Consider the following 19089-nt stretch of genomic DNA (forward strand, 5'->3'; position numbering starts at 1 on the left):
GTATTAGCATTCGTTTCCGAATGTTATCCCAGTCTTACAGGCAGGTTACCCACGTGTTACTCACCCTGTTATCCCAGTCTTACAGGCAGGTTACCCACGTGTTACTCACCCGTCCGCCGCTAAGTATCAGAGGTGCAAGCACCTCATCAACTCCGCTCGACTTGCATGTATTAGGCACGCCGCCAGCGTTCGTCCTGAGCCAGGATCAAACTCTCCAAATTGGTGTTTGACTTGCTCATAACTTTTATCGCTATATTTGCTCATCCCGAAGGATTTGCAAGGCAGTTATTACTCGTTGTTCAGTTTTCAAAGAACAATTCATTCTTTCGTGTCAACCGCGTGTGTCTCAGYGGCGACAAGAAATAATATATCACAGGGGCCCAATTAAATGCAACCCCTTTTTTTAAAAAAGTTTTAAAACTTGATTTTATCGATAAGAACGCGCATTTAATGCATAACGCGATAGCTCTTTCGGGGAGGCAATACGTGCGTACATACGGAAGATGATCTTATATCTTCTGGTTATCGCTTGCTTAATATCACCATCTAATCTTGAATCATTCAAGTCGAGCAGCATTTCATCCAGCTCTTTGCGAAGGACGTAGTCGAGTTCTTTGCATTCTTTATCGTTGAATAGTATTCCGAGCATAGCCGTGAGTGACCTCCTTAAGTTGAAAAGCGCAACTTGATCGTCCTTTAACGAACAAAAAAGCAACGTCTCACGCAAATGCGTTTCGACACTGCTTTACTGTTATGCTCAAATATTGGAAAAAATATTACATCTGCAACAACCATAATGTAATTGTACTTTCAATTACCGCCGCAATAAGCAGTGTAATCGTCAAAATAACCATGACAGGAACGGTACGAACGACGAAGCTTTCAAGCTCTCGGCTTATATTCCCTGTCTTAGATCTTGCAAATACAAGTGATCCGACCGCTTTGAAGATGAGTACTCCAAAACGCATGCCATAAGCACATGCAATAATAATCGCGGGAATTTCCAGAATTCCGTGCGGCAGCAAACCTTTAACAATAAGCTCCATCACATACCCGCCGCCATGAAGCTCAGCTGTCGTTTTCAGTAAATAACCGATCATCATTCCATTTACAACTAAGAAAAAGAAAGGCAATACCCCAAACAAAGCACCTAAGTACATAACCAGTATCGATTTGACCGCATTATTCAAAAAAATGAAAATCATCATCGTTAACGTTGGATTTTTGGAATCATCGATCATTTCAGCGAGCTGTCCTAGCCCCTTCAGCTGTTCATCAAGAAAAGCTCTGAACGCTGGGTTCGTGCCTCCGATAACCATGCCTGCTAAAAATAATATGGATCCAAACGCTATATAGGGATTCATTTGTTTAAAATGCTCCCAAATCAAACGCCATTTAAACATTTTATCCCCTCCGCAGCTTGTAAGTTCGCAAGATGGATGAATATCTCTGTAGTACGAGCATAGATTGTACTACAAGCGTAAACGACGGCAGCCTTCGTTGGAGGCAAATACTCGTTTCGCAATTAAGGATAAGTGAAGTATAAAGGTCGGATTTATACTTTCTTATCTTTGTACAAGCTTCCATTAGAGAGGAGTGCCCTTCCCAATGAACGTTTTTTATGTTCTGAATGGCCGAAAGTTGAAAAGGTATTTCTTAATTGCTATCGCTGTCGTATTTTCCATTGGCATCATTTATGCCGAACGTGACAACATCACCGTCTTTGCTCCGCAGCAGCCGGCTGCAATCTACAGCGTACCCACTGACAAAAAGGTTGTTGCTCTTACCTTTGACATTAGTTGGGGCGATAAACGCACGGAACCCATTCTTAATGTGCTAAAAGAGAAAAACATTAAGCAGGCTACCTTCTTCTTATCTTCACCATGGAGCCAGTCCCATCCCGAGATCGTCAGAAAGATTCAAGAGGCTGGTTATGAAATAGGCAGCCATGGCCACAAGCATGATAATTACAGCAAGCTTAGCGATGAAGAAATTCGTAAACAAATTACGACTGCACACACCATTTTATCCGACGTAACGGGAAAACAACCGAAATTGATCCGACTTCCTAACGGAGATTTTGACAAGCGGGTACTGCGCATTGCTGAAGAGCTGCAATATAAGGTAATTCAGTGGGATACGGATTCACTCGACTGGATGAACATCGGCACCGACAAAATTATTAATCGGGTCGTTACGCGTGCTCATCCTGGCGACATCATTTTGTTCCATGCGAGTGATTCCGTAAAGCAGACACATGAGGCGCTTCCGATCGTTATTGATCAGCTGCGTGAAAAAGGCTATGAGTTTGTTACGGTAACCGACCTCATCACACAAACTGAGGTTGACGGCAAAGCGGTGCAGGACAAGACATCCTCTACATTCCCGCAAATTAATGCTGCTGAACTAGAATATTAAGTTAAACGACCGGCTTCGCAGCAATCGCTGCTGAGTCGGTTGTTTCTTTTTTGACCAAACGGTGCATCATCATAATTTGGTATGCATTGCAGACGAATAAAGGAACCATCATAAATACAATAGCAGATACGTTCGTTTCACCTTGCAGCGCAGGCCAAGACTCAATGAATGTAATGAAGAACATCAAAAACATGGTTGGCACAAAAGCGGTTTTGTTCGTTTGCTTAACCTTGAACCATGATACTGCAACAGAAAATAGAAGCAGGGTAAGCGGCAATGTCCAGAAAAACCAGTTGTTCAGGCGCTGCTCATACAACATATACCCCAGCCCTATTGCTGCGAATAACGTCGTATAGCCTTGCAGCGCATTCCATAAATATTTTTTGCCGAATACGCTAAGAGCGATGTAGTTTAACGTTAAATAAGCGAAAAAGCCCATTTGGCTAAATGCTCCAATCATTAATCCGACCAAACCCATCATTAATGCATTAAAGCCGACAGCTTTAAAGCCTAAGAACCCAAACTCCGGATCTACCCAAGCCATCAACGCACCGGTAATTACGCAGGCAAGCCCGCCTACTACCATGCCGCTCCAAAATAAAAAGAACCACTTTTTTAAATTCACGTTCATTATCCTCCTGTTATCCACATTACCCTTTATTTTACCACGTTCACAATAAAAAGCTAAAGTCTGTCCATGATAATCCGGTGAACTTTGTACATAATAACTATACGATCCATCACTTTTCGAACGATTTGTTTATCCAAACGGTATGCAGCAGCAATGACATAGGAAGGAGCTTGCGAATCATGCGTAAGAGCTTTGCTTTATTTTCGGTTATTACAGCCATGTTATTTGTTTTATCAGGCTGTGGCGCCGAGTCCTCTGGAGGTAGTAATGAGCAGGTCAGCTACAAGGATTTAAAAACGATGGTTATTGATATCCTCAAAACGGAGGATGCCCAAAAAGCACTGCAGGAGTCATCACAGCAAATTTCCGGTTATAGTGGCCAAACCTCTAAGCTGCTGTCTGTGCAGGATCAGGAGGAGGTTCGCTTAGCGGTTAAGGATGTCCTTATTTCTCCTCAGTACGACAAGGTAATCAAAAAGCTTATGGTTGATCCACGTTTCGCGGGGGAATTTGCCAAATCCGTTAATAAGCAAAATAAACAAATCCATAAAGAACTAATAAAGGACCCCTCCTATCAAGCTGATTTAATTAAGGTGCTTAAAAACCCTGAAATGGACAAGATGATTCTTGAGGTGCTGCAAAGTACGCAATACCGCAAGGAAGTGATGTCCCTTATGCAGGATGCGATGCAAAATCCATTGTTTCGACTTGAAGTGCTTGATCTGATGAAAAAAGCAGTACAAGAAGAGCTTAAACCAAGCCCAGACCAGAAAGTAGATAAAAAGAAAGAAGAATCGGGCGGTGAGCAAAAATCCGATGAGGAAGGCGGCGGCGGGGACGATTCAGGCGGCGGTGATGAACAAGGCGGCGATTCGGCTATGTAGCGGTAGAAGTATTGTTTTCACTGCATAAAATGAATTCAAAAAAGCCCGAACAGGTTGTCCGCATGGCAGCAAGGATTAGCTGCCTTAGACAATGGTTCGGGCTTTTGTTATTTGACTATTTGCCGCATTTCGCTAATACGCTGTCTGCAAGCTCCAAGTACATCTTCCCTGTTTCAGTATCGGCTTTGTATACCGATGGTGCAAAGTCAGGCTCAGATACATGATTGTCTGGCGCCCCCAATGGAATTTGAGCAAGCAGATCTGAATGAAGCGTCTCTGCGAGGCGTGCGCCGCCACCGCGGCCAAATACATATTCTCTCTCGCCGGTAACTTTAGATTCGAAATAGGACATATTCTCAACGATTCCAATAATTTCGTGTTCCGTCTTAATCGCCATTGCGCCTGCCCTAGCTGCAACGAATGCTGCTGTAGCATGCGGGGTAGTTACGATAATTTCTTTGCTTTGCGGAATAATCTGATGAACATCAAGCGCCACATCTCCCGTACCCGGCGGAAGGTCTAGCAGCAGGTAGTCAAGCTCGCCCCATTCAATCTCTTGGAAGAAGTTGCGCAGCATTTTGCCAAGCATCGGTCCGCGCCACACGATTGGGCTGTTGTCCTCTACGAAGAAGCCCATGGACATCACCTTAACACCAAACTTCTCAATAGGGATGACCCGTTCATTCACAACATCCGGGCGCTCTTCGATCCCCATCATATCCGGCACGCTGAAGCCGTAGATATCCGCATCGATGATGCCGACGCGCTTGCCCCTGCGGGCTAAAGCGACCGCCAAGTTGACGGTCACTGTCGATTTGCCGACGCCGCCCTTGCCGCTCGCGACGGCGATGAACTGCACCCCGCTGGCAGGATCCAGCAGCGGGTTAGCTAAGCCGGCCCCATGCCCCTGAACGGGCGCTGGGCCGCTAGATTTGCCAGCACCGGCGCTAGCCGCAGCCGGTGCTGCAGCTGCCGCTGGCGGCGGCGTAGACGCGCCTGCGCCTGCGGCAGGCGCTGCCTCGGCCCGAAACCGGAAATGCACGGTTTCGGCGCCCAGGCGCGCCAGCGCCTCGCGGAGCGAGGCTTCCAGCGCGGGCTCCATTGCCGCGCCAGACCCAAGGACCGTCATCGAAACTTGACGGTCCCGAACCATTACATCGCGGATGGTAACCCCATCCGCTTTATGCTGTGCCGTCACGATTTCGACGGCCTCTATAACTTGCTCTCGTGTCAACATAGGTTGTGTCCCACCTTTATATAATTAAAACTATATAATAGTTAGTATAACACAGTAAGCCCATGAACCAAGTCATAGGGTGCACCTTTGCTTCATTTTCGGCGAAAGGTTTCTTACTTGTCGGTTACCTCGTCTTGCAGCACGCTTCCGCTCAGCTTCTCCCCTGCAGTATATCTTAGAATACCCTCATAGATGGAGGCAGCTACTGATCTTTGGTACTCCGTATCCGCAAGTCGCTGTGATTCCCCAGGGTTAGATAGAAAGCCCACCTCAACGAGTGCCGTCGGAATGTTCTCGATTGCCTTCAGCACATAAACATCCTTCACGGTAGCGGCAACTCTTGTCGTGTTTTCTAAATTGCGTTTAATCTCATCTTGTATGAAGGTTGCGAGAATCCGATTGTCTGGGTGATTGTCCGGATGAAAAAAGGTTTGTGCACCCGTCCACTTAGCTGAAGGGATACTGTTCATATGTATGCTTATGACTGCGGCAGGATTGCTATTTTTAATAAGGGACACTCGCTTCTTTAAATCCTCTGTCTTGCGCTTGCTATAGGCTCTTGAATCCCCTGTTGCAAGATCGTAATCCCCTTCCCTTGTCATAACAACGACCGCTCCAGCCTGCTGCAAATAATCGCGCAAATACAGCGCAATCGCTAAGTTTAAATCCTTTTCGATAATGCCCTGCTTACTGACCGCACCGCCGTCTGCCCCGCCATGCCCGGCATCAATGGCTATAGTCTTGCCTGACAAAGGCAGCGTCCAATACGACCATGCTTTTTTTGAAGGCATCGATTGTGTAAGCAGTATGCCCGTTAGTGCAATAACCAGCAATCCGATACTGATTCGAATTAAGCCCTTATACGTCAACCAAATGACAACATGCCGATCAATTCGGCGCATAAAAAAACCACCCCGTTTTCCATCAAATGAATACACAGCAGCAAACAGCTTAATCTAGCCAAATGCACACATTCATTTATATGGGACGAGATGGTCGTTTATGAGACAAACCTTAAGTTATTCGGTTAATTAAACTACTGGCTGCTCAGACATGCCTTCAATCAGTATTTTAGCAACCTCAGGACGGGAGAACTCAGGCGGCGGGCAAATGCCATCGCGCAGCAATGCGCGTACCTTCGTACCCGAAAGCGTCAAATGATGCTCCTTGTCATGAGGGCAAGTTTTTGAAGTAGCCATGTTGCCGCACTCTTTGCAGAAGAAGCTGTGCTCGAAATAAAGTGGAGTAATGCCTAGATCCTCTACTGGAATCGTTTTGAGCAGATCCTGAGCTTCGTATGTTCCATAGTAGTCGCCTACACCGGCATGATCGCGTCCAACAATAAAATGCGAGCAGCCATAGTTTTTACGAACAAGAGCATGGAAGATCGCCTCACGAGGCCCAGCGTAACGCATAGCTGCCGGGAATACGCCAAGGAATACACGATCCTTCGGATAATAGTTGTCAAGCAGTGCAAGATAGCTCTTCATCCGTACATTCGCAGGAACATCGTCCGATTTCGTTTCACCAACGAGCGGATTGAGGAAAAGCGCATCAACAATTTCCATTGCTGTTTTTTGAATGTATTCATGCGCGCGGTGAACCGGATTGCGAGTTTGGAAGCCAACTACGGTTTTCCAGCCCTTTTCTGCAAATAAACGACGCGTTTCCGCTGGGTCAAAATAAAACTCGTTAAACTTCTCAGGCTGCGGACGATTCAGCACCGTAATTTCTCCGCCTACATTTATGGAAGAGCGTTCGAACAGCTTTTGAACGCCTGGGTGCTCCAAATCATCTGTCTTGAACACATTCACTGCTTCAACTTTATGGTCAACCGAATAAATGCTATCAATGCTGATAATTGCGTATGTTACGCCATCTTCACCGACTAGCGCTGCACGTTCTCCTGCGGACAGCTCTGCTGCCTTCGCTTCTTCTACAGCAAGCGTAATAGGAATGCTCCATACCGTGCCATTTGCTAGACGCATGTCTTTCACAACGGACTGGTAATCAGCTTCGTTCATAAAACCAGTAAGTGGGGAAAATGCTCCAACTGCGATCAAATCAAGGTCAGATATAGCCCAAGTGTTGATCGTAATCGATTTAAGGGTAGCAGCTTCAGCTAGTAATGCTTCACGTTGTTCGCCCGTAGCGACACGGTTAACGAGTACGCCGCCGTGCGGTAGAATTTGACTCATTGATATTGCTCCTCCTCGAGAGTGCTTATTTATGCAATCCGCATTCTGTTTTTTCTTGACCTGCCCAGCGTCCAGCGCGTGGATCTTCACCAGGCATTACTTTGCGCGTGCACTGCTCGCAACCGATGCTCGGGTAGTTTTGATCATGCAATGGGTTGTAAATAACATCATTCTCGCGAATATAGTTCCATACGTCCTCGGATGTCCAGTGAGCGATTGGATTAAATTTAACGAGCCCGAATTTTGTGTCGTACTCAATTTTTTTGGAATTCGCACGAGTAGGTGCTTGATCGCGGCGAATACCCGTAATCCAAGCATCATATTTCGAAAGAATTTGGGTTAATGGTTTAACTTTACGAATGTTGCAGCATGCGTTCGCATCGGATTTCCAAAGCTCTTCGCCAAACTGAGCAGCTTGCTCCTCAGGTGTAATTTCAGGCTTTACTTCTACGAATGGAATGCCTGGGTAGCGCTTAGCCATCAAATCACGAGTCTCATACGTCTCTTTGAAATGGTAATCCGTATCTAAATAGAAAATGTCCGTTTTCGGGCTAATTTTCTGCAGCATATCAACAAGCACAACATCTTCAGCACCAAAGCTACATGCAAACGTAATATTTGGGAAAGTTTCTACCGCAAACGCAATAATTTCTTCCGGTGTTGCGTTTTCGAGCTCAACTTCCTTTTGTTTGATAAGCGCTTCTTTTTCAAAAAGGTTCATTTTTTTTGCCCTCCGTTTTTAATTCCTAGTAAATTGCTCTGTATAAAAATTATACGTCCAAAAAGTGAAATGTTCAATATAAGTTTTAACCAAAATGAAATAAAGTTTGAAATTTTATTGGACGCACCAAAAAACACCTTATGCGTCTTCCGATCAGCAAAGGTGTTTTTAAGGGAATAGCAGTAAAAAAATCTAAATTGGATGTAGCTTTTCTTCTATAAACAAAAAAATGCCCTCTCTGGCAAGCAGAGAAGACATTTTGAAGTATTAACGTTTCGAGAATTGTGGAGCGCGACGAGCCGCTTTAAGACCGTATTTTTTACGCTCTTTCATACGCGGATCACGAGTTAGGAAGCCAGCACGTTTTAGAGCCGGACGGAATTCAGGGTCTGCTTTAAGCAAAGCACGTGAAATACCGTGACGGATAGCGCCTGCTTGACCGGACATACCGCCGCCGTTAGCAATTACTAGTACATCGTAGTTAGACAATGTGTCAGTAAGGTTAAGCGGTTGTTTTACGATCAGCTTCAATGTTTCTAGACCAAAATATTCATTAAGGTCGCGTTTGTTAATAATGATTCGTCCTTCACCCGGCACAAGACGTACACGTGCAACAGAGTGTTTACGACGACCGGTTCCATAGTATTGCACTTGAGCCATGAAACTTGTCCTCCTCTTTATTACCCGCGAAGTTCGTAAACTTCAGGGTTTTGTGCTTGATGCGGATGTTCAGCACCTGCGTATACTTTAAGTTTAAGCTTCATTTTGTTACCAAGACGGTTCTTAGGCAACATGCCGTGTACAGCCAGTTCGATTACGCGTTCTGGCTTGTTTTTAATCATCTCTTGAGCCGGAGTGGATTTCAATCCGCCGGAGTACATGGAGTGACTGTAGTAAATTTTATCTGACATTTTCTTACCTGTCAGATGGATTTTTTCAGCGTTGATAACAACAACGAAATCGCCTGTATCAACATGTGGCGTAAATGTCGGTTTGTGTTTGCCGCGGATCAGGGCAGCAACTTCACTCGCCAAGCGGCCTAGCGTTTTGCCTTCCGCATCGACGACGAACCATTTACGATCAACTTCAGTTGATTTAGCCATATAAGTGGTACGCATGGATGATCCTCCTTAATTTCATACATTAATCGTTTTTATAACAACGTAAACGTTGATTTGTTTGTTCATTGTTGATAGCCAAGTTTGTGACAATCTCAGTCGGGGCTGTGGGTTAGCCACTTCGAAAGCACAAGTTATATTCTACTATAAAGAATAAGTAAGTGCAAGTAATTTATAGTGATTTATCCCTGTATTTCGCTGGAATATTCAACATCCATCAACATCAATCCATGCGGCATTGCCGTAGGACCAGCAAGCGAACGATTTCGCCCCTCAAGGATGTTTTTGATCTCCGATGAAGCCATCTTCCCTTCGCCAACCCATAATAAAGTTCCCATAATGACTCGAACCATATTGTACAGAAAACCATTGCCTGTCACGTACATATGCACGATTGGGCCTTCCTGAACAAAATCTGCTTCATAGATCGTACGAATATGATGAGGCTTGGTTGAATGTATCGATGTGAAGGAAGTAAAGTCATGTTTACCTACTAGGTAGCTGAGACCTTCCCGCATCGCATCCACATCAAGCGGCGTCGGATGATGAAAGCGATATTGTCGGCCAAATACATCAGGAAACTTACCAGTATCAATCGTATAGCGATACGTTTTGCGCTTAGCGGATCTTCTTGCATGAAAATGTTCTGGCACATCGAATGCTTCAATAATGACGATATCCTTCGGCAACCGCGTATTAAGCGCAATCGCCCATCTCTCTGTCGGAATCGTAGATTCCGTATAGAAATTGAATATTTGTCCCCGCGCATGCACTCCCGCATCCGTGCGACCCGAGCCAATAATAATGGTCGTCTCGCCCGTCAGCTTCTTTATGGCCTTCTCTATTTCACCCTGAACCGTTCTGCCGTAAGGCTGCGTCTGAAAACCGTTGAAGCCTGCCCCGTCATAACTGACCTTTACGCATATATTCCTCAACCTATCCCCCCCTTTAACTATAGGGATACCTAAACGTCCAAAATTCCCTCTTGCTAAGAGAACCTAAGATGCTAAGCCTTATGGACACCTGTAGGTATCACACAAGCTCATCTATTGCCCCTGGCATGAATAACAAATCATTCTTTTCAAACAAAAAAAGGTGGCCGCAAGGGTCCACCCTTTTCATTAAAATATAAGAAGTATAGGGAGACCCTAATACTTACTTATATTTTATTGCGTTGGCAGCTCATCCCCCACGTTGGCAGGCACAAGCCGTTTACCGCTCGCGTATAAAGCTTGGACAAGGTTTAACGCTGTGGACAAGCTTATACATTTCATTTATTAGGTAACCTACGCGCGGTCAACCAATTCTAGGTAAACCATAGGCGCAGCATCGCCGCGACGGGGTCCTAGTTTTAGAATACGCGTGTAGCCGCCTGCACGCTCCGCATAGCGAGGTGCTAGATCGGAGAATAGCTTTTGAATAGCGTCTTGTGTACCATCGACAGTTTCGCGACGAACATAAGCAGCTACTTGACGACGAGCATGAAGATCACCTTGCTTAGCTTTAGTGATCAGCTTCTCAGCGATTGAACGAACTTCTTTCGCTTTAGCTTCAGTCGTTTGAATACGCTCATAAAGGAACAAGTCAGTAACGAGGTCACGGAACAAAGCTTTCCGTGCACTAGCGTCACGTCCTAATTTTTGATATGCCATCTTGTTTTCCCCTCCCTTGCTCTTAAGTCTTCACTAGTTGGTTACTACTCTTCCATGCGAAGGCCCAAACCAAGCTCTTCAAGCTTCTCTTGAACTTCCTCGAGGGATTTACGGCCTAGGTTACGGACCTTCATCATATCCTCTTCGGATTTCGTAATTAGCTCTTGAACCGTGTTGATTCCAGCGCGTTTCAAGCAGTTGTAAGAACGGACGGAAAGATCAAGTTCCTCGATCGTCATCTCTAGAACTTTCTCTTTCTTATCTTCTTCCTTCTCAACCATTATTTCAGCGTCTTTGGCTTCATCGGTCAATCCAACGAACAAGTCCAAATGCTCGGTCAAAATTTTAGCGCCGAGGCTCACAGCCTCTTCCGGTCTAATACTACCGTCAGTCCATACTTCAAGCGTTAGCTTGTCGTAGTTAGTTACTTGACCAACACGCGTATTTTCAACGCTATAATTTACACGAGTAATTGGCGTGTAAATCGAATCTACAGGAATTACACCAATCGGTTGTTCGTCTTTCTTGTTGCGATCCGCTTGCACGTAACCGCGTCCCCGATTAGCAAATACCCGCATATGGAGCCGCGCGCCGGAGGCCAAGGTTGCGATGTGAAGATCAGGGCTTAAAATCTCGACATCGCTGTCTGCTCGAATGTCGCCCGCTGTAATATTCCCTTCGCCATCCGCGTCGATTTCCAACACCTTTTCTTCATCGGAGTGGATTTTCAACGAGAGGCCCTTCAGGTTCAGAATGATTTCGGTAACATCCTCAATCACTCCGGGAACCGTAGAGAACTCGTGAAGCACTCCATCGATTTGAACCGAAGTTACTGCTGCACCCGGCAACGACGACAACAAAATTCGGCGAAGCGAATTCCCAAGCGTCGTGCCATATCCGCGTTCAAGCGGCTCGACGACGAAACGTCCGTAAGTTCCTTCATCATTCAGTTCTACGGTTTCGATTTTCGGCTTTTCGATCTCAATCACTAATAGTACCCTCCTTCAAACGTCGCTCCGTTAGCTTACGTTATTTTAAGTCAAACCTTGTAGTATGCCAAACCTTCACAACCATTATTCACAAGTTGTTGATATTTGATACCACATCAGATCCAACTATACGCGACGACGTTTCGGAGGACGGCATCCGTTATGAGGAACTGGTGTTACGTCTTTAATGAGGTTAACTTCCAATCCAGCAGCTTGAAGCGAACGAATCGCAGCTTCGCGGCCAGCGCCTGGTCCTTTTACCATCACTTCGACAGTTCTCATGCCATGCTCCATCGCAGCTTTAGCAGCTGTTTCAGCAGCCATTTGCGCTGCGAAAGGCGTGCTCTTACGTGAGCCTCTGAAGCCCATGTTGCCAGAGCTTGCCCATGAAATTGCATTGCCGTGAGGATCCGTGATCGTAACGATCGTATTGTTGAATGTCGAGCGAATGTGCGCAACGCCAGTCTCAATATTCTTCCGGTCGCGGCGTTTTGTACGAACGACTTTTTTTGGTTTAGCCATTGTCCATTATCCTCCCTTCTTATTTCTTCTTGTTAGCTACAGTCCGACGAGGACCTTTACGCGTACGTGCATTTGTCTTAGTACGTTGACCGCGAACAGGCAAGCCGCGACGGTGACGAAGTCCACGGTAGCATCCGATTTCAGTCAGACGTTTAATGTTAAGTGAAATTTCACGACGCAAGTCGCCTTCTACTTTAACAGATTTATCAATTGCTTCGCGAAGGCGAGCAAGTTCGTCTTCTGTCAAGTCACGAACACGAGTGTCGTAGCTAACTTCAGCTGTATTCAAAAGTTTTTGCGACGTTGTTTTGCCGATACCGAAAATGTATGTCAGGGCGATTTCGACGCGTTTGTCACGCGGCAAGTCTACACCAGCTATACGTGCCATAGGCTATATTCCCCTCCTTCTATCCTTGTTTTTGTTTGTGTTTCGGATTTTCACAAATCACCATAACGTTGCCTTTGCGACGAATGACTTTGCATTTTTCGCAGATCGGCTTTACCGAAGGTCTAACCTTCATTGTGATTACCTCCCGAATCTTTCGTAATAAGCCCCAAATTGAGCCTATTTACGATAGGTGATGCGCCCTTTTGATAAATCATAAGGCGATAACTGTATAACCACCTTGTCTCCTGTCAGGATGCGAATAAAGTGCATTCTGAGCTTACCGGAAACATGTGCGAGAATTTGATGACCGTTCTCCAGCTCCACCTTGAACGTGGCATTCGGCAACGGTTCAATAACCGTACCTTCGACCTCAATGATGTCTTCCTTAGCCAACCGTCATTCTCCTTTCGCATTTAAATACTTCTGAATTGCATAACGTAACTTTGCGTTGGTCACCCTGCCGGTCTCTTGCATACTGCTTGAAACCTCAGAACTAATTGCAGGCTGTAACTCGAGATGCAGAACGTTCTTTTTCTTCGGTCCATCGAATCGGCGCTTATGGCCATCGGCAATCATGACGAATCGCTCATCAACGATTGCTAGGATAACAGCATAGCTTTCCTCATCTTTACCGCGAAGTACTTTGACGAACTGACCAATCTGGGGACGAGCTTCCATCGTCATACTATGGTTGCTGCGGCAAAATGGTCAATATTTCAAAGCCGTCCTCTGTAACAGCTACTGTATGCTCGAAATGAGCACACCATGAGCCGTCTTCCGTTACAACCGTCCAATTGTCTTCGAGCGTCCGGACATATCGTTCACCGATATTAACCATTGGTTCGATTGCAAGCACCATTCCGGTCTTCAGACGAGGTCCGCGATCTGGTATGCCGTAGTTCGGTATTTGTGGTTCCTCATGGAGGTCCGCGCCGATTCCGTGCCCTACGTATTCCCGTACTACGGAGAATCCTGCATCTTCAATTACCTTTTGAATAGCATGCGAAATTGTATATAGCCTAATATCCGGTTTGACGAGCGCAAGCCCCGCATAAAGCGATGCTTCCGTCACATCGAGCAACTTCTGAACTTCAGGGGTTACAGCTCCTACCGCATAGGTCCAAGCTGAATCTCCGTGATAGCCTTCAAATTGCGCACCGATATCGATACTAATTATATCGCCTTCGTTCAACTTGCGTGACCCAGGGAAGCCGTGCACCAGCTCATCATTCACAGAAGCACAAATGCTGGAAGGGAAACCATTGTAACCTTTGAAGGAAGGAATCGCATTTTGACTCTTAATGTACGTTTCAGCGATTTGGTCAAGCTCACGAGTAGTGATGCCTGGTTTCACAGCCTGCGCCATCAATCGATGCGTTTCCRCAACAATGCGTCCTGCTTCCCTCATATAACGCAGCTCCGATTCGGATTTGCATATAATCATTACAATGAACCTCGCAAGCAGGAAACGATGTCTGATGTTACAACATCAATGTCCTTCTCGCCGTCGACTTCGCGAAGGAGACCTTTAGCACTGTAGTAATCGAGTAGAGGTGCGGTTTTGGATGTATACTCATCCAAACGAGTTCCGACCTTTTCCTCTGTATCATCAGAACGCTGATACAATTCTCCGCCGTCTTTGTCGCAGATACCTTCGACCTTAGGTGGATTAAAGATTACATGATAAGTCGTACCAGTCGTTTTCGATATGCGTCTGCCCGTCAAACGAGCAAGCAGCAAGCTGCGATCAACTTTTAAATTTACAACATGGTCAATACTGCGTCCGAGCTCCGCAAGCATAACATCAAGTGCTTCTGCTTGCTGCAGTGTGCGAGGAAACCCGTCGAGCAAGAATCCATTTTTGCAATCGGCTTGTTCAAGTCTTTCCTTTACAATGCCGTTCGTGATCTCATCGGGAACGAGCAAGCCTTGATCGACATACTCTTTCGCTTTGATTCCAAGTGCGGTTCCTTGTTTCATAGCGAGGCGGAATGCATCACCAGTGGAAATGTGGGGAATACCGAACTCTTCTACGATCCGTTCAGCTTGTGTACCTTTACCGGCACCCGGAGGGCCCATGAATAAAATGTTCATTGCTGAGTTCCTCGCTTTAAGCACAATAGGCTCGGGCGGGCTGCCGCAGAGCGCCTGTTGACGAACGCGGAAGCCCGGTCAGAACCTATTGTTATTTATTGATAAACCCTTTGTAATGGCGTTTGATCAACTGGCTCTCGATTTGCTTCATCGTATCAAGTGCAACACCGATAACGATTAGTAATGAAGTACCACCTAGCTGCACTGACTTAGGTAATCCAGCAAGTGTCCCGAAGAATACCGGAATGATTGAGATAACCGCCAAGAAAATTGCACCTGTCAACGTAATACGCGACATAACGCGTGTTAGGTAAGACGAAGTTGGCTTTCCTGGACGAATGCCTGGAATATATCCGCCATTTTTCTTCATTTGATCGGCCATTTGAACCGGATTAATCTGAACGAAAGTGTAGAAGAAGGTAAACCCGATGATTAACAATACGTACAATACCATACCAAGCGGCTGGTCATAGCTCATATTCTTAATAATCCAGTCTGCCCAACCCTGAGTGGACCAAAACTGAGCAATCGTAACCGGGAACATGATGAGTGAAACCGCGAAAATGACCGGAATAACGCCTGCGCCGTTCACTTTCATCGGAATGTGCGTCGATTGTCCGCCGTACATTTTCCGTCCAACAACACGTTTTGCGTATTGAACAGGAATTTTACGAATACCTTGCTGTACGAATATAACACCGACGATGATTGCGATAATCGCAATCAGAATCAGTACCATTTTGATAATGTTCAGGAACAGTTGGTCTTGAGCACCTACGAACTGATCTTCGACGATCGTACGAATGTGTCCAGGAATACCAGCTGCGATTGCTGCAAAGATAAGAATGGAAATACCATTTCCGATTCCTTTTTCCGTAATTTGCTCACCCAGCCACATCAAGAAAGCAGTACCTGCTGTCAAGATAATAGCGATAAGCAAGTAATCAACGAATGTTGCGCCAACGATCATTTCATAACCGTATTGACGGTTAAAGCCGATCGCTGTTGCGAAACCTTGGATCATACCAAGAACAATCGTACCATAACGAGTGATTTGTGCGAGCTTACGTTTACCGTTCTCGCCTTCMTTTGCCCACTCAGCAAATTTCGGGATAACATCCATAGACAACAACTGTACGATAATCGACGCTGTAATATATGGGGTAATTCCGATTGCAAAGATAGAGAATTGGAACAAAGCACCGCCGGAAAACGTGTTAAGCAAGCCGAACAGTTCCGAACCGGCTGTATTAACTTGCTTAAACACATCTTTGTTTACATCAGGTACCGGAATAAAAGCACCGATGCGGTATATTAATAGGATGAAAAGGGTGAAGAGGATCCTTGTACGAAGATCCGCCACTTTCCAAATATTGGACACGGTCTTGAACAATTAGATCACCTCGGTTTTACCGCCGGCAGCCTGGATTTTCTCTACCGCAGATTGAGAGAACTTGTTTGCTTTAACAGTAAGTGTAACGCTAACTTCACCATTACCCAAAATTTTGATTCCTGCGAGCGGGTTCTTAACGATCCCAGTCTCGATGAGAACTTCTGGAGTGACTTCAGTACCTGCTGCAAAAGCATTTAGCTCTTCAATGTTGACAATTGCGTACTCTTTGCGGAACGGGTTGTTAAATCCGCGTTTCGGCACTCGACGATACAAAGGATTTTGTCCGCCCTCGAAACCAGGACGAACGCCGCCGCCGGAACGAGCGTTTTGACCTTTGTGACCTTTACCGGCGGTTTTACCGTTACCGGAACCGATACCGCGACCTTTGCGCTTTGGCGCTTGGGTTGAGCCCGGTGCTGGTGCTAGCTCATGCAATTTCATCGTTCGTGCACCTCCTTATTTAATTCTTAGAACAGCTATCTATTCTTGTACTTCTTCAACTTTTACCAAGTGACTAACAGTGTTAACCATGCCGCGGACAGCTGGGCTATCGTTCAAAACAACTGCTTGACGAATCTTCTTAAGACCGAAAGACTCAACCGTTGCACGTTGTTTCTCGTTGCGACCGATTAAACTGCGAACGAGGGTGATTTGCAATTTTGCCATCTTATTTCCCTCCTTAGCGTAACAGCTCTTCGACTGTTTTTCCACGAAGCTTAGCAACTTCTTCCACGCGTTTAAGACGGGAAAGACCTTCAAGCGTTGCATTAACCATATTCATGGAGTTCGAAGAACCTAGCGATTTCGTCAAGATGTCGCCGACACCAGCAAGTTCAAGAACTGCACGAACTGGGCCGCCAGCGATAACGCCAGTACCTTCTGAAGCTGGCTTCAAAAGAACTTCACCTGCACCGAAATGTCCGAGTACAAGATGGGGAATAGTCGTGCCAACGATTGGTACGTGGATCAGGTTTTTCTTAGCATCTTCAATACCTTTGCGGATTGCATCAGGTACTTCGCCTGCTTTACCGATCCCTGCGCCAACGTAGCCTTTACCGTCGCCGACTACTACTAGTGCACTAAAGCTGAAACGGCGTCCGCCTTTTACAACTTTAGATACGCGATTGATATTAACAACTTTTTCAGTCAGTTCTAACGTATTTGGATCTACACGCAAGTCGTTTAACCTCCTTATAAATAAAGTCGATTAGAATTCTAGGCCAGCTTCACGAGCTGCTGTAGCAAGTGCCTGAATTCTGCCGTGATACAAGTAACCGCCGCGATCAAATACTACTTGGGTTACACCCTTAGCTTGAGCGCGTTTCGCAATCAATTCTCCGACTTTGCTAGCTGCATCGATGTTACCACCGTTGCCAATTGCTTCAGTCAATTCTTTATCCTGTGTGGATGCAGAAACGATTGTTACTCCTGAAACATCGTCGATTAATTGAGCATACATATGCTTGGAGGAACGGAATACAGATAGACGCGGACGTGCAGCTGTACCGTTAATTTTTTTACGAACACGAAGGTGTCTTTTCAGACGAGCCTTGTTTTTGTCGCCTTTCGTAATCATACAAAGTTCACTCCTTTCTTTCAGCCTTAAGACGCTATCTTAAGCAAACGAACCGTTTGCTTATTTTTTCTTACCAGCTTTACCTTCTTTACGGATGATGCGTTCGCCTTCATACTTGATACCTTTACCTTTATACGGTTCTGGTTCACGTACGGAACGAATTTTCGCTGCAGTTGCGCCAACTAGTTCTTTATCGATACCACGAACAGTAATCTTAGTGTTCGCAGGAACGTCGAACTCGATGCCGCTATCTGGAGTGATCTCAACTGGGTGAGAGTAACCAACGTTAAGTGTGATTTTGTCTCCAGTTTTGCTTGCACGGTAACCTACGCCAACTAGCTCCAAGTTTTTGGAGAAGCCTTCAGTAACGCCGCTCACCATGTTAGCGATGATGCTGCGAGTTGTTCCGTGCAACGAGCGATGCAATTTATTATCGGAAGGACGTTCTACTAGGATTTCAGTTTCAGTTACATTCACAACCATATCTTTGTGAATTTCACGGGAAAGTGAGCCTTTCGGTCCTTTTACAGTAATAACTGTGTTGTCCAAGCTGATTGTTACGCCGTTAGGCACTTGGATTGGTTTGCGACCAATACGGGACATTGTTACACCTCCTATCTTTGTGACTTGTTACTTACCAAACGTAGCAAACTACTTCGCCGCCAGATTTAACTTGGCGAGCTTCTTTATCAGTCATAATCCCTTTGGAAGTGGAAATAATTGCAATTCCAAGTCCACCGAGTACACGAGGGATTTCAGTTGATTGTGTATAAACGCGAAGGCCTGGTTTTGAAATACGTTTCAAGCCAGTAATAACGCGTTCTTGGTTAGGGCCGTATTTCAAGAAAATACGGATAATCCCTTGTTTGTTGTCTTCGATATATTCAGCGTCGCGGATAAAACCCTCGCGCTTCAAAATCTCAGCGATTTGCTTCTTCATTTTCGAAGCGGGCATTTCCACGGTCTCGTGACGAACGACATTCGCGTTACGAATACGCGTCAACATATCTGCAACCGGATCAGACATAACCATTGTGTTAACCTCCTTCCCAAACTAGGCTGATTACCAGCTTGCTTTTTTAACGCCAGGAATCTGGCCCTTATGTGCTAACTCACGGAAACAAATCCGGCAAACTTTAAACTTTTGCAAAACAGAATGCGGACGGCCGCAACGCTCACAGCGCGTATACGCGCGCACTTTAAATTTCGGTGTGCGTTGTTGCTTCACTTTCATCGAAGTTTTTGCCACTGGGTATTACACCTCCTAA

Annotated in this window: 29 protein-coding genes and 1 rRNA gene; 2 read left to right on the top strand and 28 right to left on the bottom strand. The window is 45.7% G+C overall.

Annotation, left to right across the window (positions count from 1 at the left end):
* From AC1DSE_RS02130 to AC1DSE_RS02140, 3 genes are all read right to left on the bottom strand, one after another.
* Positions 1 to 221 (bottom strand): 16S ribosomal RNA (locus AC1DSE_RS02130); the annotation flags it as partial.
* Between the two features lie 206 nt (positions 222 to 427).
* Positions 428 to 649 carry a hypothetical protein gene (locus AC1DSE_RS02135; protein WP_053373934.1) on the bottom strand — a complete coding sequence of 74 codons (222 nt, stop codon included), beginning with the start codon at positions 647 to 649 and terminating at the stop codon, positions 428 to 430.
* A gap of 127 nt (positions 650 to 776) precedes the next feature.
* The gene (locus AC1DSE_RS02140) at positions 777 to 1403 is read right to left on the bottom strand and encodes a stage II sporulation protein M (RefSeq protein ID WP_430058125.1); all 627 of its coding nucleotides are present in this window, start codon (positions 1401 to 1403) and stop codon (positions 777 to 779) included.
* 205 nt (positions 1404 to 1608) lie between these two features.
* Between AC1DSE_RS02140 and pdaB the strand changes: the two genes are divergently transcribed.
* On the top strand, positions 1609 to 2418 hold the full coding sequence (gene pdaB / locus AC1DSE_RS02145) for a polysaccharide deacetylase family sporulation protein PdaB (protein WP_076271411.1): 810 nt from the start codon (positions 1609 to 1611) through the stop codon (positions 2416 to 2418).
* A 1-nt stretch (position 2419) separates the two neighbouring features.
* Here the strand turns inward: pdaB and AC1DSE_RS02150 are convergent, their stop codons facing one another.
* Positions 2420 to 3043 carry a KinB-signaling pathway activation protein gene (locus tag AC1DSE_RS02150; protein ID WP_477527358.1) on the bottom strand — a complete coding sequence of 208 codons (624 nt, stop codon included), beginning with the start codon at positions 3041 to 3043 and terminating at the stop codon, positions 2420 to 2422.
* A gap of 185 nt (positions 3044 to 3228) precedes the next feature.
* Here AC1DSE_RS02150 and gerD point away from each other — a divergent pair, with 185 nt between their 5' ends.
* Positions 3229 to 3933, top strand: a complete 705-nt coding sequence (gerD, locus tag AC1DSE_RS02155) for a spore germination lipoprotein GerD (RefSeq protein ID WP_477512339.1) — start codon at positions 3229 to 3231, stop codon at positions 3931 to 3933.
* Positions 3934 to 4048: 115 nt separating this feature from the next.
* Here the strand turns inward: gerD and AC1DSE_RS02160 are convergent, their stop codons facing one another.
* From AC1DSE_RS02160 to AC1DSE_RS02275, 24 genes are all read right to left on the bottom strand, one after another.
* On the bottom strand, positions 4049 to 5170 hold the full coding sequence (locus AC1DSE_RS02160) for a P-loop NTPase (protein ID WP_076271414.1): 1122 nt from the start codon (positions 5168 to 5170) through the stop codon (positions 4049 to 4051).
* Between the two features lie 113 nt (positions 5171 to 5283).
* Positions 5284 to 6072, bottom strand: coding sequence for an N-acetylmuramoyl-L-alanine amidase CwlD (gene cwlD, locus AC1DSE_RS02165; RefSeq protein ID WP_076271459.1), 789 nt, complete (start codon positions 6070 to 6072; stop codon positions 5284 to 5286).
* Positions 6073 to 6201: 129 nt separating this feature from the next.
* Entirely contained in the window at positions 6202 to 7368 is a 1167-nt protein-coding gene (gene sat / locus AC1DSE_RS02170) for a sulfate adenylyltransferase (protein WP_441885667.1), read from the bottom strand.
* Positions 7369 to 7393: 25 nt separating this feature from the next.
* A complete protein-coding gene (locus AC1DSE_RS02175) occupies positions 7394 to 8089 on the bottom strand; it encodes a phosphoadenylyl-sulfate reductase (protein WP_076271416.1) in 696 nt (231 codons plus the stop codon).
* 267 nt (positions 8090 to 8356) lie between these two features.
* On the bottom strand, positions 8357 to 8749 hold the full coding sequence (gene rpsI, locus AC1DSE_RS02180; protein WP_054025303.1) for a 30S ribosomal protein S9: 393 nt from the start codon (positions 8747 to 8749) through the stop codon (positions 8357 to 8359).
* A gap of 20 nt (positions 8750 to 8769) precedes the next feature.
* Complete coding sequence (gene rplM, locus AC1DSE_RS02185) at positions 8770 to 9207, bottom strand: 50S ribosomal protein L13 (RefSeq protein WP_054025304.1); 438 nt, start codon at positions 9205 to 9207, stop codon at positions 8770 to 8772.
* Positions 9208 to 9389: 182 nt separating this feature from the next.
* A complete protein-coding gene (gene truA, locus AC1DSE_RS02190) occupies positions 9390 to 10142 on the bottom strand; it encodes a tRNA pseudouridine(38-40) synthase TruA (RefSeq protein WP_054025305.1) in 753 nt (250 codons plus the stop codon).
* A gap of 351 nt (positions 10143 to 10493) precedes the next feature.
* Complete coding sequence (rplQ, locus tag AC1DSE_RS02195) at positions 10494 to 10859, bottom strand: 50S ribosomal protein L17 (protein WP_076271417.1); 366 nt, start codon at positions 10857 to 10859, stop codon at positions 10494 to 10496.
* Between the two features lie 44 nt (positions 10860 to 10903).
* Complete coding sequence (locus AC1DSE_RS02200) at positions 10904 to 11848, bottom strand: DNA-directed RNA polymerase subunit alpha (RefSeq protein ID WP_053373922.1); 945 nt, start codon at positions 11846 to 11848, stop codon at positions 10904 to 10906.
* Positions 11849 to 11974: 126 nt separating this feature from the next.
* Positions 11975 to 12370, bottom strand: coding sequence for a 30S ribosomal protein S11 (rpsK, locus tag AC1DSE_RS02205; RefSeq protein ID WP_054025307.1), 396 nt, complete (start codon positions 12368 to 12370; stop codon positions 11975 to 11977).
* Between the two features lie 19 nt (positions 12371 to 12389).
* Positions 12390 to 12758 (bottom strand): 30S ribosomal protein S13, encoded by a 369-nt coding sequence (gene rpsM / locus AC1DSE_RS02210; RefSeq protein WP_054025308.1) that lies wholly within the window; start codon positions 12756 to 12758, stop codon positions 12390 to 12392.
* Positions 12759 to 12777: 19 nt separating this feature from the next.
* Complete coding sequence (gene rpmJ / locus AC1DSE_RS02215) at positions 12778 to 12891, bottom strand: 50S ribosomal protein L36 (protein ID WP_003333770.1); 114 nt, start codon at positions 12889 to 12891, stop codon at positions 12778 to 12780.
* Positions 12892 to 12935: 44 nt separating this feature from the next.
* Positions 12936 to 13151: a translation initiation factor IF-1 gene (gene infA / locus AC1DSE_RS02220; RefSeq protein ID WP_053373919.1), complete on the bottom strand. Its 216-nt coding sequence runs from the start codon at positions 13149 to 13151 to the stop codon at positions 12936 to 12938.
* A gap of 3 nt (positions 13152 to 13154) precedes the next feature.
* Complete coding sequence (locus AC1DSE_RS02225; RefSeq protein WP_144376900.1) at positions 13155 to 13436, bottom strand: KOW domain-containing RNA-binding protein; 282 nt, start codon at positions 13434 to 13436, stop codon at positions 13155 to 13157.
* Between the two features lie 7 nt (positions 13437 to 13443).
* On the bottom strand, positions 13444 to 14202 hold the full coding sequence (map, locus tag AC1DSE_RS02230) for a type I methionyl aminopeptidase (RefSeq protein ID WP_477527359.1): 759 nt from the start codon (positions 14200 to 14202) through the stop codon (positions 13444 to 13446).
* On the bottom strand, positions 14202 to 14852 hold the full coding sequence (locus tag AC1DSE_RS02235; protein WP_076271420.1) for an adenylate kinase: 651 nt from the start codon (positions 14850 to 14852) through the stop codon (positions 14202 to 14204). The genes map and AC1DSE_RS02235 overlap by 1 nt, the downstream gene beginning before the upstream one ends.
* Positions 14853 to 14943: 91 nt before the next feature.
* Positions 14944 to 16245 (bottom strand): preprotein translocase subunit SecY, encoded by a 1302-nt coding sequence (gene secY / locus AC1DSE_RS02240; protein ID WP_477527360.1) that lies wholly within the window; start codon positions 16243 to 16245, stop codon positions 14944 to 14946.
* Positions 16246 to 16686: a 50S ribosomal protein L15 gene (gene rplO, locus AC1DSE_RS02245; protein WP_053373914.1), complete on the bottom strand. Its 441-nt coding sequence runs from the start codon at positions 16684 to 16686 to the stop codon at positions 16246 to 16248.
* A 39-nt stretch (positions 16687 to 16725) separates the two neighbouring features.
* Positions 16726 to 16911, bottom strand: coding sequence for a 50S ribosomal protein L30 (rpmD, locus tag AC1DSE_RS02250; RefSeq protein ID WP_076271422.1), 186 nt, complete (start codon positions 16909 to 16911; stop codon positions 16726 to 16728).
* A gap of 13 nt (positions 16912 to 16924) precedes the next feature.
* Positions 16925 to 17422 (bottom strand): 30S ribosomal protein S5, encoded by a 498-nt coding sequence (gene rpsE / locus AC1DSE_RS02255; RefSeq protein ID WP_054025314.1) that lies wholly within the window; start codon positions 17420 to 17422, stop codon positions 16925 to 16927.
* A 30-nt stretch (positions 17423 to 17452) separates the two neighbouring features.
* On the bottom strand, positions 17453 to 17821 hold the full coding sequence (gene rplR / locus AC1DSE_RS02260; RefSeq protein WP_054025315.1) for a 50S ribosomal protein L18: 369 nt from the start codon (positions 17819 to 17821) through the stop codon (positions 17453 to 17455).
* 60 nt (positions 17822 to 17881) lie between these two features.
* A complete protein-coding gene (rplF, locus tag AC1DSE_RS02265; protein ID WP_076271423.1) occupies positions 17882 to 18424 on the bottom strand; it encodes a 50S ribosomal protein L6 in 543 nt (180 codons plus the stop codon).
* A gap of 31 nt (positions 18425 to 18455) precedes the next feature.
* Positions 18456 to 18854 (bottom strand): 30S ribosomal protein S8, encoded by a 399-nt coding sequence (rpsH, locus tag AC1DSE_RS02270; protein WP_053373909.1) that lies wholly within the window; start codon positions 18852 to 18854, stop codon positions 18456 to 18458.
* Positions 18855 to 18884: 30 nt separating this feature from the next.
* Entirely contained in the window at positions 18885 to 19070 is a 186-nt protein-coding gene (locus AC1DSE_RS02275) for a type Z 30S ribosomal protein S14 (RefSeq protein WP_054025317.1), read from the bottom strand.
* Between the last annotated feature and the right edge of the window lie 19 nt (positions 19071 to 19089).

This window comes from Paenibacillus sp. 01L418, from assembly GCF_056400045.1.

Excerpts from the sequence above, each read along its gene's own strand:
- AC1DSE_RS02135 (WP_053373934.1), bottom strand. The coding sequence starts at position 649 with ATGCTCGGAATACTATTCAACGATAAAGAATGCAAAGAACTCGACTAC.
- AC1DSE_RS02140 (WP_430058125.1), bottom strand. The coding sequence starts at position 1,403 with ATGTTTAAATGGCGTTTGATTTGGGAGCATTTTAAACAAATGAATCCC.
- pdaB (WP_076271411.1), top strand. The coding sequence starts at position 1,609 with ATGAACGTTTTTTATGTTCTGAATGGCCGAAAGTTGAAAAGGTATTTC.
- gerD (WP_477512339.1), top strand. The coding sequence starts at position 3,229 with ATGCGTAAGAGCTTTGCTTTATTTTCGGTTATTACAGCCATGTTATTT.
- AC1DSE_RS02160 (WP_076271414.1), bottom strand. The coding sequence starts at position 5,170 with ATGTTGACACGAGAGCAAGTTATAGAGGCCGTCGAAATCGTGACGGCA.
- cwlD (WP_076271459.1), bottom strand. The coding sequence starts at position 6,072 with ATGCGCCGAATTGATCGGCATGTTGTCATTTGGTTGACGTATAAGGGC.
- sat (WP_441885667.1), bottom strand. The coding sequence starts at position 7,368 with ATGAGTCAAATTCTACCGCACGGCGGCGTACTCGTTAACCGTGTCGCT.
- AC1DSE_RS02175 (WP_076271416.1), bottom strand. The coding sequence starts at position 8,089 with ATGAACCTTTTTGAAAAAGAAGCGCTTATCAAACAAAAGGAAGTTGAG.
- rpsI (WP_054025303.1), bottom strand. The coding sequence starts at position 8,749 with ATGGCTCAAGTGCAATACTATGGAACCGGTCGTCGTAAACACTCTGTT.
- rplM (WP_054025304.1), bottom strand. The coding sequence starts at position 9,207 with ATGCGTACCACTTATATGGCTAAATCAACTGAAGTTGATCGTAAATGG.
- rplQ (WP_076271417.1), bottom strand. The coding sequence starts at position 10,859 with ATGGCATATCAAAAATTAGGACGTGACGCTAGTGCACGGAAAGCTTTG.
- rpsK (WP_054025307.1), bottom strand. The coding sequence starts at position 12,370 with ATGGCTAAACCAAAAAAAGTCGTTCGTACAAAACGCCGCGACCGGAAG.
- rpsM (WP_054025308.1), bottom strand. The coding sequence starts at position 12,758 with ATGGCACGTATAGCTGGTGTAGACTTGCCGCGTGACAAACGCGTCGAA.
- rpmJ (WP_003333770.1), bottom strand. The coding sequence starts at position 12,891 with ATGAAGGTTAGACCTTCGGTAAAGCCGATCTGCGAAAAATGCAAAGTC.
- AC1DSE_RS02225 (WP_144376900.1), bottom strand. The coding sequence starts at position 13,436 with ATGGAAGCTCGTCCCCAGATTGGTCAGTTCGTCAAAGTACTTCGCGGT.
- AC1DSE_RS02235 (WP_076271420.1), bottom strand. The coding sequence starts at position 14,852 with ATGAACATTTTATTCATGGGCCCTCCGGGTGCCGGTAAAGGTACACAA.
- rplO (WP_053373914.1), bottom strand. The coding sequence starts at position 16,686 with ATGAAATTGCATGAGCTAGCACCAGCACCGGGCTCAACCCAAGCGCCA.
- rpmD (WP_076271422.1), bottom strand. The coding sequence starts at position 16,911 with ATGGCAAAATTGCAAATCACCCTCGTTCGCAGTTTAATCGGTCGCAAC.
- rplR (WP_054025315.1), bottom strand. The coding sequence starts at position 17,821 with ATGATTACGAAAGGCGACAAAAACAAGGCTCGTCTGAAAAGACACCTT.
- rplF (WP_076271423.1), bottom strand. The coding sequence starts at position 18,424 with ATGTCCCGTATTGGTCGCAAACCAATCCAAGTGCCTAACGGCGTAACA.
- rpsH (WP_053373909.1), bottom strand. The coding sequence starts at position 18,854 with ATGGTTATGTCTGATCCGGTTGCAGATATGTTGACGCGTATTCGTAAC.